We start from the raw sequence: 15,460 nt of genomic DNA, 5'->3' as shown, positions 1-15,460 counted from the left end.
TGTAATCCATATTTAACCAAAACCTCCATACCCGTGGAGGTTATTCGTGTTGGTCGGAAAAAGTATACCACGAAAAGAGAACTCATCCAACCAGAAATGCTTGACAAACATTAGCTGGTTTTTGTTTCGCGCGTTTCACGCACTCAACTGGCTAAAGCCATAACGAAAAAAGCCGCCATTAGGCGACTTCAAGGTAACCAGATTCCTACTAAGCGTCATTCTGATACACGTTATTTGGAAAATGCTTCTCTGATCTTGTCACTCATCAGGTACCAGGCATCCTCAGCCATCTGGAGATCGCCAAAATGCGTAAATCCATGAGCGGCTCCCTTATACTCCTTAAGTGTCACCTTCACACCGCTTGCTTCCAGCCTTGCTGCATATGTTCTTGCTTCTTGGGCCAGTGAATCTTTCTCCGCGGTAATGATCAATGCTTCTGAAAGTCCCTCTACTGATGTTGCAAGCACAGGTGAAGCCAACGGGTCTTGCGCCTCTTCTGACGTTTCAAGGTACATAGCATTGAACGTTCTGGCGATATCGGCTGGAATGGCTTCTGCAAAACTCGGTTTCTCGGCCGGATCTGTAGCCACATCCAATACGGCATAATCCATAATTTGCAGAACAATTGGCAGCTCGCTACCTCGTTGCTGATTCAGTAAACACACTGCTGCAGCAAGATTACCACCAGCGCTATGTCCCCCAATAGCGAATAGAGACGGGTTAACCGAGAAGGATTGCGGGTTGGCATGGACCCACTGTACAACGTCGTAACATTCATGAACCGCCGTTGGGAACTTGTGCTCTGGTGCAAGACTGTAATCGATATTAACGACCACACAATCAGATCGATCAGCAATCAAGCGACACCATGGATCATCCATCTCTGCTTGTCCCAAGATGAAACCACCCCCATGCATATTAAAGAAGACCGGCAGAGGCGCGGAATGCTCCCTATCCGGTGTATACACAAGTACACGTGTATCCCCTTTAGTTGTAGGAATCATGACTTCTTTTACTGTGACCGCATACGTGGAACTGGGTTGAAGAGCTGCACCTGTACCGACGACATTTTGACGCATACGTTGTACCATTGCCAATTGTTGTTGTTGATCCATAGATATCACTCCTTTAGTGGATTGCCAATACGCCTTCTTCCGTTGTCACTTTAAGTATAGATGACACTTGTCTATTCCGTCATGTGCAAATCATTTGATATGTATTGATCAACATGCTGAAACGTCAACCAAAATTACCTTCCCCTGCTCTTAATGCTTCAATGTTAACATTCAGTGCCAGGAGATTGGTTTGGGTCCGTGCTTGTTTCCTTTTTTTTGTGGAACATCATCCAGCCCCCCATCAAACAAAATAAAACGCTGCACCCCATGCCAAACAAGCTACTGGTTTTTAATGCAAGAGGTGAGCCTTGCATGGTAAGTAACGTCGCTTGGGTCACCACGATGGATACCATCGCATCGGTGAAGTTAATCATTTTCAATGTAGATATGATCGGGTTATGGAGATGACGGTTCGCCCAGGTACCATACACGGCAAAAACCAGCTTGGTAAAAGCAACTGTAGATACGATATACACGATGTTACCCTCATATATGAAGGCATCGCCGATTAGATACATTCGCAGGCAGACCATCGAATAGGACACGCCTAGTAAACACAGGAACAGACCTCCGCGCTTATATACCGTAAGTTCTAATCTATATCTTTCTTCGGGAGAGTCCATTCTCTTGGTAACTGTATATTTATGGAGCACTTGTCCTTTTGCCACACACAGAATCAGATAATATACAGCATTTGTAATGAACCATCCCGAAAGCAGATATATGCCCAGGATTAACTTGCCTATCCCTGTTACAGCATTGATAACAAGGGAAGCCACATTAAACAAGGCCGTTCGATCTTGTTTATTTCCAAGGTAATGCAACCAAATGGACTTCAAATATGTCTTCATTTTCATAGGATATTCATTCTGTTAGAGAAGCAGACCATTAGCCTTTTCACCTACCTCTTAAATGTCAATAACATGATGAATGAGGTGTAGAGAAAGTGGTATATGTTCTCCTCATTCGGCCAAAGACTCCCGAACGCTTTTTGGAAGGGATTTGACAACCATATCATACGAGTGATCGATCATGACATAGACATCTTCATCGGACAATGAACCATCCAGCGTAATGGTATTCCAGTGTTTTTTGTTCATATGATATCCTGGTCGAACCGCTTCATGCTGCTCTCTCAGGTTCTCTGCAATAATGGGATCACATTTTAAGTTTAATAGACCATTTTCTTCTTTGTCTTCGAAAAGTAATGCGAATATTTTCCCTCCGACCTTCATCGCGACTGGATCAGGCCCAAATGGATAATCCTTGGTCGCACCTTTCTTCTTCAAACTGTATTCAATCATCGTATCCTTCAAGTCAGTACCTCCCTTTCACCAGTGGACGATATAATGATACCGAATGTAAGTTCGTATGTAAATAAGCTCGTTGCACATAAAAGCACATAATAAAACCTCCTCCAAATGAATGGAGAAGGTTTTATCTGGATTTATTTAGATCTTAATTGGCTCTATCATTCCTAGTTTTGCTGCTGCGGCTGAATGAGCCATGGTTAGATTTACTGCTACTACTGTTTGATCTACTGCTATTGGGTCTACCGTCGTTTGAACGACTACTGTTTGATTTACCACTCTTGGCAAACCATTCGGATTTGGGCTTGCGTGCCGGGTTAGCTTTGGACTTCGCCGGTTTGCCTGCAGCCGATTTGTTGAACGAAGGTTTACTGCCTGATGCTTTGCTGGTTTTATCAAACACAGGTACACCTGTCATTGGATACGGATGACCTTTTACTTCAGGAATCGTCTTTTTGATTACTTTCTCGATATCCTTCAGGAATGGAAGTTCGTCCTTCTCGCAGAACGAGATGGCCATCCCGCTTTTGCCTGCTCGACCTGTACGGCCAATACGGTGAACATACGTTTCCGGAATGTTAGGCAGGTTAAAGTTAATGACATGTGAAAGTTCCTCTACGTCAATTCCTCTTGCCGCGATATCCGTCGCAACTAATACACGTGTTGCACCACTCTTGAAGTTGTTCAGTGCCCGTTGTCTCTCGTTCTGAGACTTGTTGCCATGAATAGCCTGTGCCGTAACATTCGCTTTGGCCAAATCACGTGTAACCCGGTCAGCGCCGCGCTTCGTGCGTGTGAACACCAATGCCGTGACGATGGATTTATCCTCCAAAATTTGGTTCAACATATGTTGCTTCTTGCCGTTTTCCAACAAATAAATAGACTGCTCAATGCGGTCTACCGTTGAAGATACCGGTGTGATTTCTACTTTGACTGGATCAACCAGCAGGGTTTTAACCATTTTGGTGATTTCAGGAGGCATCGTAGCTGAGAAGAACAGCGTCTGCTTTTTGTTCGGCATTTTGGCAATGATTCTTTTCACATCATGAATGAAGCCCATGTCCAACATCCGGTCTGCTTCATCCAAAACGAGAATCTCAACCATCTTCAGATCAATACGTTTCTGGTTAATCAGATCGTTCAATCTACCAGGCGTTGCGATAATAATATCTGCACCTTGATTCAGCGCACGCTCTTGCACTTTTTGCGAAACGCCGCCAACGATTGCCGTACAACGAATGTCCGTATACCGGCTATATACCTTGATGTTATCCGCGATCTGAATCGCCAGCTCTCGTGTTGGTGTCAAAATTAATGAGCGAATATGTCGTACGGACTTTGATCCTTGTCCTTTGGATCTTTCGCTTAATAATTGAATGATCGGCACTGAAAATGCTGCCGTCTTGCCTGTTCCTGTCTGTGCACATCCCAGCAGATCTCTGCCAGCTAATACAGCTGGTATGGCCTGTTCCTGTATAGGGGTAGGATTAGTATAGTTTGCTTTGCTTAACCCTTCCATAATAGAGGGGATAATATTTAAGTCCTTAAATGTCATGTTGTCTCCTTCATTTACGCACATCTATCAATATGACGCATCTTTTATTTCACACGTAACGTATAAGGATACCATTAAAAACGTAATTTGTACATTATCTTTTTAAAATCACTTTGTTTAACTGACCAATTTAAGACCAACTGCCGATCCGAGCACCATAGCGATAAACAGAATTCGAAGGGCATTTCGAGGTTCTCCATAGAACACCATGCCCAGAATGGCACCACCGGAGGCCCCGATTCCCGTCCATACGGCATATGCTGTCCCCATCGGAAGAGTTTCCATTGCAATGGACAGGAACAGGAAGCTTAAACCAAACCCGCCTACCAATAGAACCAGTGAAATGAGATTACGGTCTTTGTGCAACTTGTTTATCATCAGCACTCCGATCATCTCAAATATACCTGCCAAGATAAGAAATACCCAGTTCATTATAGCTGCACCTCCTTATTCTTCTCTTTGCTCAGCATTTTAAGACCAATCACGCCAAGTAAAAGTACACCAATGAGTACCATTTTTCCGGTTTGAACAGTCGCATTAAACAGAACAATCTCTGCAAGTACCGTGCCAGCGGTACCCAGGCCAACGAATACGGCATATACGGTTCCCACAGGCAGTGTACGCGAAGCTGCAATCATCAAGGAGAAACTAATGATAATTGCAATCAACGTAACCCCCCATTCCAGCAGACCACTGGCATGTTTCAATCCAATGACCCAACCTACTTCAAACAACGCAGCAATCACAACCGACATCCACGTTTTATTCATTCTTGTAACACTCCTTCTCTACTACATTTTTTGTACAACCCGTAAGGTTCATTAGCGTAAAAACAAAAAAAGCCCGGGAAACAAACTGCATGTAGCAGTTCATCTCCCAGGCTTTTATCCCTCCGTGGCACAACCAACAGGTTGCGGGTTTTCTCTCGGACCAGACCGACACATCCATCGCGGAACCCTAGAAAACCTGTTTTTATTCTAATGTGTCTCCAATTATACACACTTCCACTATCTTGGCAACCCCGTAAATGTGATCACGCCATTTATTTGATAATCAAACCCATTAATCCTACAAATGTGGCGGCTTGATGTGGTGAAATCACACAACCGTTGAGATCTTCCATGGTCAGCACCAAGGAGTCAAATTCGCAATCGCTAAGATCCAAATCCTTCAGTTTGGTGCCTGTTAAGGAAGCTTGGTCGATGTTACATTGACTGAACTCCATTTTTTGCAGTGCCAGATAGGCAAAGTCCGCACCAATCAAGGTACTTTCTGAGAAGGAGACCTGTTTCAGATGGGCAAAACGGAAATTGCTATAGTCGCCTAGACCATGAAGGAAACTGACATTTTGCAATCGGCTATTGGAAAAATCCGTTCCGACAAACTTGCAGTTATGCCATTCGATCCGGTGCATGAAGGCACCAGAGAGATTGACATTGGAGAAGTCGCAGTGTTCGAACCTGACATCGGTGAATTCAAATTGTTCCAAGGTAGACTCCGAGATGGTCACATGTCTAAATACAACATTTTCAAAGGAAACCTTACTCGCTTCCTGTTGATCCAATGTAATGTTCTCGATCAGTTTGTGTTTGTACTCCACTTTGGATTCCAGGAATGCAATCGTTTCCGGTTCGAGCAACTGCTCCTGAATCTTGGGTTTGTCCATTTTCATCCTGTATTCCCCTATTCCTTAATAGCTACAACTCGCAGTCGGCTTCTGTCCAGATACCACTGTCCATCCCGCATCAGTTGTGGCTGTACTTTTTTCTCAACTGCTTCCATAATAACATCCTGTTCCGCAGCTGTGATACCACTGAATAAATACTCCGCGAAGCTGGTCAACCACTTTCTGGCACCTGGCTTGAACGGGGTAAATTGATCCACATGCTGAGCCAGACTAACTCGAAATCCGTGTTGCTCCAGAAGATTAGCATATTCGCCAATGGTCGGGTGATACCACGGATTCCGTCCTTCCCATTTGTATCCACGGGCATCCAGTTCTTCCTGTACCGCTGTAATTAATATAGCCGTGTTACCATTTGCAGCAAACTCAGCCACGAATCGCCCGCCCCTCTTGAGCGCTAACTGTATTGATTGTACTACAGCTGGAGCATCCTTTATCCAATGCAGAACGGCATGAGAGAAGACCGCATCAAACGGTTCTTCTGTCCGATAATGACAAGCATTTGCTACTTGAATATTCATATCAGGGTATTTCTGTTTAGCTTGCCTAATCGTCTCTTCTGAAAAATCTATACCTTTTGTCAGCGCACCTGCGGCTGCGATTTTCGCTGTCAGATCCCCATTACCACAACCCACATCAAGAATACGTTCACCTTGGGATGGCTGGAGCAATGATAAGATAGGTGTGCCCTGTAACGTAGCAAAAGGAGCGGAATGACCACTCGATGATTCGTTCACTTGACCGGATGAATGTCCGTTATTCATAGATTATAATCTCCTTCTCAATTAAGGATCTAATGTATCTATAATAACTTCAATATAAGAGAACTGTCAATTCACTCATCAGATCACTATAAAAAAAGCCGCCGAATGGCGACTTTAACATTAAGAATTCGGATCAACTGAGATTTTGTTCGCCCACATATTCCATATTTCATACTCTCCTTGAATTTGTTCTGTAAACTGATGTTGTCTCGACCTCTACGGTAACTAGCTCTAACCAGCATGTGAAGTATATCTCTCGATGTACAGAATTTTCTTCATACTTGATCTGTGATTCGAGCCTGTCAATCAAAATTTGCCTCACATGGTTTGATAACCACTTCATCACCTTACTCACCAACTTTTCGAATAAACTTTAATCGCTTGGCTCTGTTAATATACTCTTAGTATGCCGAGTCATGGGCTGCAAGCGGTATATCAATCGTCTTAATTGATTGCCTGATCCTCTCAGGCCCTCTTTTGGTTCTGTACGGTAAGCTATATAATGTAAGTAGGTTAAATCCGTGAGGAGGATACATATGACCGAAGAAATATTTCAACCAAAACAGGAATTGAGTGACCTGATCAAACGCCATTCCAATCATAACGGTGCAATGGAAACGGCGATTCCTTCCCTGTTTGTCTATCACCATTCCAAGATTAGTGAACCCGCGTACAGAGTATATAAACCTTCATTTTGTGTAATTGTTCAAGGGTTGAAAGAAGTATTGCTCGCACAGGAGCGTTATGAATATGGACCTTCCAATTACCTGATTGCTTCCATGAATCTCCCAGTCATCGGGCAGATCATCAAGGCATCCGCCGATGCACCCTACTTAAGTCTCAAGCTCGAATTCACACCGAACCAAATTCTCGAAGTACTTAACGAATGTAATATCAAGGTAACATTCAACGAAAACGCCAGACGAGCCATGTTTGTAGGTCAGATGGAATCGTCCATTCAGGATGCTGTACTCCGACTTGTTCGATTGCTGGATACGCCGGGAGAGCTTCCGTTTCTGGCTCCGTTGTACGTTAAAGAAATCCTGTTCCGTCTCCTTCAAGGGCCTTACGGAGGAGAACTGGCGCAGATTGCGGTTGAAGGTAGCAGCACTTATCGGATCAGAGAAGCGATTGAGTACATCGTTCATCATTGGGAACAGCCATTTCGCATTGAAGATCTGGCTGAGACCGCGAGTATGAGCGTCTCTTCATTCCATCGTCACTTCAAAGAGATCACAGCTATGAGCCCATTACAATTCCAGAAACAATTAAGATTACAGGAAGCCCGGCGACTTCTGATGGCCGAATCTGCTGACGCGGCAGATGTAGCGTTTCGGGTTGGTTACGAGAGTGCTTCTCAATTTAGCCGCGAATATGCACGCATGTTCGGTGCGCCGCCAAGAGCCGATATCCGACGGCTGAAAGAGAAATATGACATGGCCTTGAGTGAGTAACCGAGTATTCACTCTCTATCTCACAACTATCACACAAAAGGCATACCAAAAAAGGACAACCACAATGAGTTGTCCTTTGTTCAGTATCAGAATTCTGCGTAATATCTTTTGGAATTTTCAAAATACTCGTATTTATGAAAGGAAATCGGAGCTGTTCTCCTTAATTTTTGAACAAGATTAGACCAATGCTTCGACCCGTTCTGGCACGTGGATCTCTCCGTGCAATAATTGAATGATGTCACGAGTCAGTGCATCCACATTCTCCTGACGAGTTGCCCAGCTGGTGCAGAACCGCACCGCACTGTGTGTACCGTCAACCTTTTCCCAGAAGGTGAACGTATAACCGTTGCGTAATTTCTCAAGCAAACGATCAGGCAGAATCGGAAACTGCTGGTTGGTTGGTGAATTGTACAGGAAGCGTACCCCCTGCTGTCCGAGTGAGTCATGAATTCTCAAGGCCATATCTACGGCATGGCGAGAAATATCGAGGTACAGACCGTCTTCGAACAACGTTTCGAATTGGATACCTAGCAATCTGCCTTTGGCAAGCAGGCCACCTTTTTGTTTGATCATATAACGAAAATCAGGTTTCAGTGCATCATTCAGGATAACAACCGCTTCTCCCATCAATGCGCCAATCTTGGTTCCCCCGATGTAAAACACATCACACAAGCGTGCAAGGTCAGCAAGTGTCATATCGCAATCGCGTGAAGCGAGTGCATATCCAAGACGTGCTCCATCCACGAAAAAAGGAAGACCACATGCTCTGCTCACTGTATGCAATGCTTGCAGTTCTGCCTTGCTGTACATCGTTCCGTTCTCGGTTGGCTGAGATATGTAGACCATTCCTGGTTGAACACAGTGTTCCGGTGACGACTCATTCATGTGCGCATCGTAGACGGCTCTAACCTGCTCAGGCGTGATCTTTCCGTCCTCGCTTGGAACTGTGAGTACCTTATGTCCCGTAGCTTCAATAGCTCCGGTTTCATGAACCGCAATGTGTCCCGAGGACGCAGCAATCACACCTTGATATGGACGCAAAATAGAGGCAATCACCGTTGTATTTGTCTGTGTACCACCAACCAGGAAATGAACATCAGCTTGCTCATTGTCACAAGCCTGGCGAATAAGCATTCTCGCCCGTTCGCAGTGTCCATCCGTGCCATACCCGCTCGTCTGTTCCATATTGGTTTCCATCAGTCTTTGTAAAATGCGTTCATGCGCACCTTCGTTATAATCACATTCAAATCGTATCATCGTGTTGTCTCTCCTGCCTTCTTGTTCAACTTCTCTTGTATGTTCATCATGGAGGTGTATACCTCTTGAATCTCTTCTTCATTCAATTCTTGCATCAGCTTCAGGATCTGTTGATCGGATCGGTCATTCAATTGGGCATACAGTTCCTCACCCTTGGCTGTCAGACGAATCAGACTGACCCGGCTGTCGGCCGCAGAATCCACTTTCACCAGCAGTCCTTCCTTGGACAGCTTGTTCACAATTCGGCTCATGTAACTGCGATCAATGGTCAGTGTATCTACCAGATTATTCGCAATGCTCTCTCCCCGAATTCCAATCTCAATAATGACTCGTACTTCTGCAAACGAATACCCTGTTCCGAGAATATGCTTATCGAGTACACCGAGTATGTTGGTATAAAAACGGTTAAAACGTCGCATGTCAGCCAGTATATCTGGATTTATGTACTGAGAGTCGATGTCAAACCCTCCTTTTTAGTGGACATTGTCAACATTATAATAATCACGTTAGTGGACGTTGTCAACATTATATTGTACATAGCATTTGATAACTTCATTTTTAATATCCAATCAATAAAAAAAGCCGCGCATATGCGCGGCAAGGTTTACTTGTTTTAGTACTTTATCCAGATACTTAGTCAGCTGCTTAAGTTTCTATATAAATTGACTAAACATTTACACAAAACGGAGAGGACAGAAAGAACCTGAAGAAGCGGAGCGTTCGCCTTTATCCCCGGATTTCCCCCTTTCTAGAAGGAATCAAAAAATCTGGGGATAACAGCGATCGGAAGGTTGTTCTGTCATCGGAGTGACGGGTGTAAGTATTTTTTTGTTCAATTTACATGGATTAAGAGTGACTATATTGCACCTGATGAAGACGGCTGTATATCCCTCCAGCGGCGACCAATTCCTCATGGTTGCCCTGCTCAGCGATACCGTCTGTGTTTACTACGATGATTCGATCTGCATTCTTGATAGTTGTCAGTCTGTGTGCAATCACAAGTGTAGTTCTGCCCACCGACAATTCAGCGAGTGATTGCTGGATCAGTGCTTCCGTTTCCGTATCCAGCGCAGAGGTTGCCTCATCCAGAATAAGAATGGGCGGGTTTTTCAAGAACATACGAGCAATAGATAACCGTTGCTTCTGTCCTCCGGATAGCTTGACTCCACGCTCGCCAATGACAGTATCCATGCCATCAGGCAACGTGAGAATCAGTTCCTCCAACGAGGCACGACGGGCGGCATCCCAGATTTGTTCATCCGTTGCACTCAGATCACCATAAGCAATATTCTCCTTAATGGTACCCGAGAACAAAAATACATCTTGTTGAACGATTCCGATATGCTTGCGCAAGGATTGAAGCTTAACGTTACGAATGTCCACACCATCTACAGTGATACGTCCCTCTTCTACCTCATAGAATCGAGGCAACAGGCTACAGATTGTCGTTTTGCCTGCACCCGAAGGTCCAACAAAAGCAACGGTTTCCCCTGGTCGAACAGACAGACTGATATCACTTAGAATACGCCGACTGGATTCATATCCGAACGAGACGTTCTCGAAGCGAATATCACCCTTCACACTTTCGAATTCAACGGCGTTTTTGCTATCCGCAATCTCAGGTTCTGTATCAATGATCTCCAGATAACGCTTGAAACCAGCAATGCCCTTTGGATAACTTTCAATGACGGCATTGATTTTCTCAATCGGACGGAAGAAGATATTAGACAGAAGCAGGAAGGCCATAAAGTCACCCATATTGATTCTGCCATCGATATAAAACCAAGCCCCGCTGATCATGACAAACACAGTAACCAGTCGCATCATCATATAACTGACCGAGATACTTTTTGCCATCGTTTTGTAGGCAAGCAGTTTGGTTTTACGGAAATTCTGATTGTCCACTGCAAAAAGTTCTTTCTCATGTTCTTCGTTGGCGAACGATTGCACAACACGCATACCCCCGACGTTGTCTTCAATACGCGCATTGAAATTGCCGACATCTCCGAAAAGTCGCCGATACGTCTTTGTCATCCGACCACCAAATACGATAATCACCCAAGCCATTATTGGGATAATGATAAAGGTAAGCAGCGCAAGCTCCAGATTAATGTTAGCCATCAGCCAGAACGATCCGATTAATGTCATTACTGCGATGAATACATCTTCAGGTCCATGGTGAGCAACCTCGCCGATATCATTCAGATCATTCGTAAGATGACCAATTAAGTGGCCTGTTTTACGATTATCAAAGAACCGGAAGGACAGCTTCTGCAAGTGAGCGAACATCTTCTCACGCATGTTGGTCTCAATGTTAATGCCCAGCATATGTCCCCAATATGTAACTACATAGTTCAATACGGTATTAAGTGCATAGATGGATAACAGCACAACGCAGGCAAGCATAATGAGAGGCCAATCCTGACCTGGCAACAATTCATTAATGAATTTGCTGACGGCAAGGGGGAAAGCCAACTCCAGAAGACCTGCGAGTACAGCGCATCCAAAATCAATCAAAAACAGTTTTTTATAGGGACGATAATACGAAAAAAAACGACGAATCATACTTATTCACTCTCACTCTCCAGATCCTTATTGGGGTTTACATCTTCATTTTGCAGCTCGAAAAGATGGACATACTCATCGATGACCTGATCAATGGCTTTCAACTCCCCACTGATTATCGGGCGAATATGTTCATACTCCTCCTGTCCAAGTTGTCGGACAAGCGTTGTTCTCCGATTCTGCATTTGTTCCAGAAATACAAGAATTCGGCCACGACGGAATGTCTGCGCACCACGGCCCCGTTTTCCCTCATGTTCACCATGACCCCTTCCACGTCTGGAACGTTCACCACGTTGCTCATTGTCACTCATATCACGTCTCGGACGCTCACCTTGACGTACACTTCCATCCATCTCTTCGATAGGACGATCTCTCATTTGTGCCACCCCCATTACGTGTATACATATGTATACAACGTGTTCATGTATACGATTGTATACGCGACAAAAAGAAGTGTCAACCTAAATTTTCCAATAGATAACGAAGTATGTATATTCACCATCTTCTTAACAGAAAAAAGCCGCGATTTCGCGACTTTTTTTTTGTTGGCGACACTATTTTATCTCACTCATAAACTTTCTATATTCTTGAACCATTTCTTTGGATCGGGTGTGATGCAAATAATGTTCTCCCTCAAATGTCATCATTTTTCCATGCACAGAATCTTTGACTTGCTCTTCATGCAAGGGTATCCAGCCTTCTGTTTCCGTATCATTTGCTTGTAAAAAGAAAATCACAGGAAGATCTTTGGGGAAGGACAGGTTCTCAGCTACTTTGAAATTAGGACCAAAGTTCTCACCTTCATTCAGGTTGTTCGGATTAAACGTATTTTTGAGTGAAAGTATTCTAATTTGTTCTCTGGTCTCATCATCAACATCGGGTGCAATCAGTTGATCAGGGGCCAGTTTCATTAACAATCGGTAGAACCCTGATTTTTTAAGCAGTTTGTACGTTTCGGTTGGAAATGGATCATCATTACCTCCCTGCGTTGGGACACTGCTCTCAATTCCGACAAATGAACTTACTTCGTTTGGATATTTGTTCACATAATCCAGGCCGTATATCCCTGAAATGGAGTGAGCCATGAGCGTGTAATTATGAATACCAAGTTGCTGTAACGCTTCATGAATTTCACTAACCATATTTTCAGTGGTACGCTCTTTTTCAGTAATGTCACTTAATCCATAACCGAAAGGCTCAATGACAACAACTTTGTAAAATGGAGATAACTCATCGATGAGCGGTTTGAAATCAAGGGCTGGGGCAGGTGTTCCGTATCCAGGAAGCAATACCACCGTTTCTTTGCCTTTTCCTTGAATCAACACATTCATGTTTTTCCCGTCAACTGCTACAAACTGACCATAGGGTTTTATTTTCCCTTCTTCCGATTTGTTGCTAAATACATTAACAATAAAAACAGTGGCAATAAATAATGCAAAAGCGATAACGATGGCTCCGAATATTTTGAGCAAAATGATTAATATTTTTTTCATCATGATGGTTCTCTCCTGTTGAGTTCATTTACTTTTTTAATGAAATTTCGAATTTGGAACCAACCTCACCTGCAAATACAATACGACCGTTTTCTGGTAAAACAACTTCATTTTTACCGCTGACCACGGTGTGATTAATACAAATTCCGGTCTGATCATAGACAGCAAAGGCTCCCTTTGCAGGCAACTTCACTGTCATGACTTTTCCTTTCGCAGTAGCTGGTACCGAAAACCATTTGGCATATCCATCTGCTTGAATGGTTGTTGCAGATTGTTTACCCGAATAGATTGGTTTCACCATTTCCTCACTAGCGTATACATAACCTGAAAATGTAAGATACTCTCCTCCGTTCTTTTTGGAGAAATGAATGTCCATCGTATCACGTCCGGCAGTACCCGGAATCTGCAATTGATTGGCTGCTTCGTTGGCTCCAATAATCTTATTATTGGACATATATCCCGGATTCTCTTTATTCAACTGAATAGGCAGGATCGATGTAGCATTAAGATAGAGCATTGATGTGTATTTCTCATTCACCAGATAATATTTTTTACCATCACGCTTTGCCCATGCAGCGTTAATCTCCTTGGATAATTTATTGGCTTCAAGCTTCTCCCCATTATATTCTGAGAAAGCCAGCTGTCCGAGTCCTGGAACGGATATATAAGATCGTGACCACAAGTAGGTTTTCCCATTTTTCTCCACAACGAATTTCAACTTGTCTGTACCTTCGTTATTAACAAAAGTACCATCCGCTGTATAGGTGTATTCTTGAGCCGGATTACTCGGAGCAGTAAGTGAAGATACAGTCATTTGTCCAGCCTTATTTATTTTGATCTTCATAACCGAATTATTGCCGCCATATATACCTGCATACTTGGAGACTTCCTTAGGCATATTGGCCTTCACAGGTACGCCAAATGTTTTTTCTGGCTTCCGTTCTGTAATGATGTCCTTTTCCTCAAGTGCGCTGAGTAATAATTCATTCGCAATGAAATTATTGGTTAAGCTTGACCCGCCTGAAGAGATAACGGCTGCAGCCATGTTATATTCCGGGAGTACCACTAATGAGGACTGATAAGATAAAGTATCTCCACCTTTCATAACGGCCTTAATGCCGTATTCGTTGAATGGGAACAAGCTCACACTATCCCACCCCAACCCGTAAGACATCAGCGTATCGCTATCCTCTGGCCACATGCCTCTTTTATACTCTTCTTGCGCCATAGCTTTGACAGACTTACTGGAAAGAATACCATCAACTTCTCCCGTGAAGATTCTTGAAAATTTGACCAGATCTTCAGCGGTGGAATACAGACCTCCAGTACCGATGATATTATAATTCTCTTTTGGAAGTGGTCCCTCATAAAAAGGGGAATAGATTGCCGCCATGTCTGACGGATTAACCACATCCTGTGGTGATTTGGTATGTTTCATATCCAAAGGCTCCGTGAAATACTTGTGTATAAATGCGGTATAACCGATGCCGCTCACTCTTTCGACCAGAATCTCGGCTAACGTAAAGCCATCGTTGCTGTAGACTGAGTATTCGCCGGGATCTGCTTTCAGGTTTTGATTCGCCAATTGCTCCAGAAACGTATCATGTGAATACGTGTCATTATCTCCGTACAATGTGGCATTGCTGGTTGAGGTGCCCAGAAGACCGGAGGAATGATTCAGCAACATACGGGGTGTGATCTGTTTGTATCGGTTATCTTTCATTGTAAAGTCAGGCATATAGTTCACAACAGGTGCATCCAAATCAATCTTGCCTTCGTCAACCAGCTTCATTACAGCGGCTGTAAGCATCATTTTACTGGTTGAACCAATGCCATAGACGGTGTTCGAAGTAAAAGGCACCTTATCGTTTATATCGTTTTTGCCCGTTTGACCGGACACCACAATCTCTCCACCATCGATGAGCGCATATTGCAGACTCGTCGTACCATATGTCTCGGTCAGTAATTTGGCTTTTTCGATCACGGCTTTCTTTGTTGTCTCATACGTAAGGTTGCTGTTGTTCATGGGAGTCGGTGCGGCCATTGCAGACATTGGGGCAAGTATCGTCAGCATGAGAGTCACAGCAGCTATAGTATTTCTCTTTCTTGCTCTCCTCACACTCATCTTCAGTTTTGTTACCTCTCTTGGTTTCATTCTTGCATCTACTCCTGTCTTCATCATTGTGTTAAGCCACCTTAACGTGGGCGCTAAAGACAATATAACAAACCAAGATGTCCCCCTAATGGCTGCAGCATGAACGGA

General features: G+C 43.8%; 15 protein-coding genes and 1 riboswitch. Of the genes, 1 reads left to right on the top strand and 14 read right to left on the bottom strand.

The window, feature by feature from the left end:
* Positions 1–230: 230 nt before the first annotated feature.
* The 8 genes from CXK86_RS15875 to CXK86_RS15840 form a co-directional block, all read right to left on the bottom strand.
* Complete coding sequence (locus CXK86_RS15875; protein WP_101314061.1) at positions 231–1,115, bottom strand: alpha/beta hydrolase; 885 nt, start codon at positions 1,113–1,115, stop codon at positions 231–233.
* 164 nt (positions 1,116–1,279) lie between these two features.
* The gene (locus CXK86_RS15870) at positions 1,280–1,972 is read right to left on the bottom strand and encodes a hypothetical protein (RefSeq protein ID WP_101314060.1); all 693 of its coding nucleotides are present in this window, start codon (positions 1,970–1,972) and stop codon (positions 1,280–1,282) included.
* Positions 1,973–2,077: 105 nt separating this feature from the next.
* Positions 2,078–2,431 carry an MmcQ/YjbR family DNA-binding protein gene (locus CXK86_RS15865; RefSeq protein ID WP_076249404.1) on the bottom strand — a complete coding sequence of 118 codons (354 nt, stop codon included), beginning with the start codon at positions 2,429–2,431 and terminating at the stop codon, positions 2,078–2,080.
* A 142-nt stretch (positions 2,432–2,573) separates the two neighbouring features.
* Entirely contained in the window at positions 2,574–3,980 is a 1,407-nt protein-coding gene (locus CXK86_RS15860) for a DEAD/DEAH box helicase (protein ID WP_101314059.1), read from the bottom strand.
* 117 nt (positions 3,981–4,097) lie between these two features.
* Entirely contained in the window at positions 4,098–4,412 is a 315-nt protein-coding gene (locus tag CXK86_RS15855; protein WP_036670814.1) for a DMT family transporter, read from the bottom strand.
* Positions 4,412–4,750 (bottom strand): DMT family transporter, encoded by a 339-nt coding sequence (locus tag CXK86_RS15850; protein WP_101314058.1) that lies wholly within the window; start codon positions 4,748–4,750, stop codon positions 4,412–4,414. The genes CXK86_RS15855 and CXK86_RS15850 overlap by 1 nt, the downstream gene beginning before the upstream one ends.
* A 101-nt stretch (positions 4,751–4,851) precedes the next feature.
* Positions 4,852–4,952, bottom strand: a riboswitch (guanidine-I (ykkC/yxkD leader).
* A 70-nt stretch (positions 4,953–5,022) separates the two neighbouring features.
* A complete protein-coding gene (locus CXK86_RS15845) occupies positions 5,023–5,652 on the bottom strand; it encodes a pentapeptide repeat-containing protein (protein ID WP_101314057.1) in 630 nt (209 codons plus the stop codon).
* An 11-nt stretch (positions 5,653–5,663) separates the two neighbouring features.
* Complete coding sequence (locus CXK86_RS15840; RefSeq protein WP_101314056.1) at positions 5,664–6,428, bottom strand: class I SAM-dependent methyltransferase; 765 nt, start codon at positions 6,426–6,428, stop codon at positions 5,664–5,666.
* Between the two features lie 536 nt (positions 6,429–6,964).
* On the opposite strand from CXK86_RS15840, the gene CXK86_RS15835 reads away from it, so the two are divergent.
* Positions 6,965–7,882 carry an AraC family transcriptional regulator gene (locus CXK86_RS15835; protein WP_101314055.1) on the top strand — a complete coding sequence of 306 codons (918 nt, stop codon included), beginning with the start codon at positions 6,965–6,967 and terminating at the stop codon, positions 7,880–7,882.
* A 177-nt stretch (positions 7,883–8,059) separates the two neighbouring features.
* Here the strand turns inward: CXK86_RS15835 and CXK86_RS15830 are convergent, their stop codons facing one another.
* The 6 genes from CXK86_RS15830 to CXK86_RS15805 all read right to left on the bottom strand — a co-directional run bounded on the left by CXK86_RS15830 (position 8,060) and on the right by CXK86_RS15805 (position 15,352).
* The gene (locus tag CXK86_RS15830; protein ID WP_100528052.1) at positions 8,060–9,139 is read right to left on the bottom strand and encodes a threonine aldolase family protein; all 1,080 of its coding nucleotides are present in this window, start codon (positions 9,137–9,139) and stop codon (positions 8,060–8,062) included.
* Positions 9,136–9,558 carry a MarR family winged helix-turn-helix transcriptional regulator gene (locus CXK86_RS15825; protein WP_036670809.1) on the bottom strand — a complete coding sequence of 141 codons (423 nt, stop codon included), beginning with the start codon at positions 9,556–9,558 and terminating at the stop codon, positions 9,136–9,138. The genes CXK86_RS15830 and CXK86_RS15825 overlap by 4 nt, the downstream gene beginning before the upstream one ends.
* Before the next feature lie 427 nt (positions 9,559–9,985).
* Positions 9,986–11,704, bottom strand: a complete 1,719-nt coding sequence (locus CXK86_RS15820) for an ABC transporter ATP-binding protein (protein ID WP_036670808.1) — start codon at positions 11,702–11,704, stop codon at positions 9,986–9,988.
* Positions 11,705–11,706: 2 nt separating this feature from the next.
* Positions 11,707–12,081 carry a hypothetical protein gene (locus CXK86_RS15815; RefSeq protein WP_257467868.1) on the bottom strand — a complete coding sequence of 125 codons (375 nt, stop codon included), beginning with the start codon at positions 12,079–12,081 and terminating at the stop codon, positions 11,707–11,709.
* 177 nt (positions 12,082–12,258) lie between these two features.
* Positions 12,259–13,200 (bottom strand): alpha/beta hydrolase, encoded by a 942-nt coding sequence (locus tag CXK86_RS15810; RefSeq protein WP_101314054.1) that lies wholly within the window; start codon positions 13,198–13,200, stop codon positions 12,259–12,261.
* Positions 13,201–13,225: 25 nt separating this feature from the next.
* Positions 13,226–15,352 carry a serine hydrolase domain-containing protein gene (locus tag CXK86_RS15805; protein WP_101314080.1) on the bottom strand — a complete coding sequence of 709 codons (2,127 nt, stop codon included), beginning with the start codon at positions 15,350–15,352 and terminating at the stop codon, positions 13,226–13,228.
* Between the last annotated feature and the right edge of the window lie 108 nt (positions 15,353–15,460).

Source organism: Paenibacillus sp. BGI2013 (assembly GCF_002843485.1).
Classification (GTDB): Bacteria; Bacillota; Bacilli; order Paenibacillales; family Paenibacillaceae; genus Paenibacillus; species Paenibacillus amylolyticus.
This window is presented reverse-complemented; position numbering and strand designations above follow the sequence as displayed.

Coding starts and splice junctions, on each gene's coding strand:
- CXK86_RS15875 (WP_101314061.1), bottom strand. CDS start 1,115: ATGGATCAACAACAACAATTGGCAATGGTACAACGTATGCGTCAAAAT.
- CXK86_RS15870 (WP_101314060.1), bottom strand. CDS start 1,972: ATGAAAATGAAGACATATTTGAAGTCCATTTGGTTGCATTACCTTGGA.
- CXK86_RS15860 (WP_101314059.1), bottom strand. CDS start 3,980: ATGACATTTAAGGACTTAAATATTATCCCCTCTATTATGGAAGGGTTA.
- CXK86_RS15855 (WP_036670814.1), bottom strand. CDS start 4,412: ATGAACTGGGTATTTCTTATCTTGGCAGGTATATTTGAGATGATCGGA.
- CXK86_RS15850 (WP_101314058.1), bottom strand. CDS start 4,750: ATGAATAAAACGTGGATGTCGGTTGTGATTGCTGCGTTGTTTGAAGTA.
- CXK86_RS15845 (WP_101314057.1), bottom strand. CDS start 5,652: ATGAAAATGGACAAACCCAAGATTCAGGAGCAGTTGCTCGAACCGGAA.
- CXK86_RS15840 (WP_101314056.1), bottom strand. CDS start 6,428: ATGAATAACGGACATTCATCCGGTCAAGTGAACGAATCATCGAGTGGT.
- CXK86_RS15835 (WP_101314055.1), top strand. CDS start 6,965: ATGACCGAAGAAATATTTCAACCAAAACAGGAATTGAGTGACCTGATC.
- CXK86_RS15830 (WP_100528052.1), bottom strand. CDS start 9,139: ATGATACGATTTGAATGTGATTATAACGAAGGTGCGCATGAACGCATT.
- CXK86_RS15825 (WP_036670809.1), bottom strand. CDS start 9,558: ATGCGACGTTTTAACCGTTTTTATACCAACATACTCGGTGTACTCGAT.
- CXK86_RS15820 (WP_036670808.1), bottom strand. CDS start 11,704: ATGATTCGTCGTTTTTTTTCGTATTATCGTCCCTATAAAAAACTGTTT.
- CXK86_RS15815 (WP_257467868.1), bottom strand. CDS start 12,081: ATGAGAGATCGTCCTATCGAAGAGATGGATGGAAGTGTACGTCAAGGT.
- CXK86_RS15810 (WP_101314054.1), bottom strand. CDS start 13,200: ATGATGAAAAAAATATTAATCATTTTGCTCAAAATATTCGGAGCCATC.
- CXK86_RS15805 (WP_101314080.1), bottom strand. CDS start 15,352: ATGAAACCAAGAGAGGTAACAAAACTGAAGATGAGTGTGAGGAGAGCA.